Source organism: Streptomyces millisiae (genome assembly GCF_031845425.1).
GTDB classification, from domain to species: Bacteria; Actinomycetota; Actinomycetes; order Streptomycetales; family Streptomycetaceae; genus Streptomyces; species Streptomyces millisiae.
The window spans coordinates 1-382 of the sequence record NZ_JAVREM010000429.1 but is presented as its reverse complement, the minus strand read 5'-3'; the positions used below and the strand labels follow the sequence as shown (position 1 = coordinate 382).

The window sequence follows — 382 nt, the reverse complement described above, 5'->3', positions numbered from 1 at the left end:
GTCAACGACCGCGTGCAGCTCTCCGATCTGGGCGCCGAACTCAACCGCCGCATCGTGGCCCGCCATCAGCGAGCCGGCGTCACGATCATCGACCCGGCCACCACCTGGATCGACGTCGACGTCACCATCGGCCGCGACACCGTCGTACGCCCCGGCACCCAGCTGCTCGGCACCACAGAGATCGGCGCCGGCTGCGAGATCGGTCCGGACTCCACGCTGACCGACGTCGAGGTGGGCGACGGCGCCTCGGTGGGGCGCACCCACGCTCAGCTGGCCGTGATCGGGGCCGGCGCCACCGTCGGCCCCTTCACCTACCTGCGGCCGGGCACCGTCCTCGGAGCCGGCGGCAAGCTCGGAGCGTGCGTCGAGTCCACGAAGTCCA

General features: G+C 72.0%; 1 pseudogene. It reads left to right on the top strand.

The features are described 5' to 3' along the window. Window positions 1–382: pseudogene (glmU, locus tag RNC47_RS37420) on the top strand (bifunctional UDP-N-acetylglucosamine diphosphorylase/glucosamine-1-phosphate N-acetyltransferase GlmU); the annotation flags it as partial.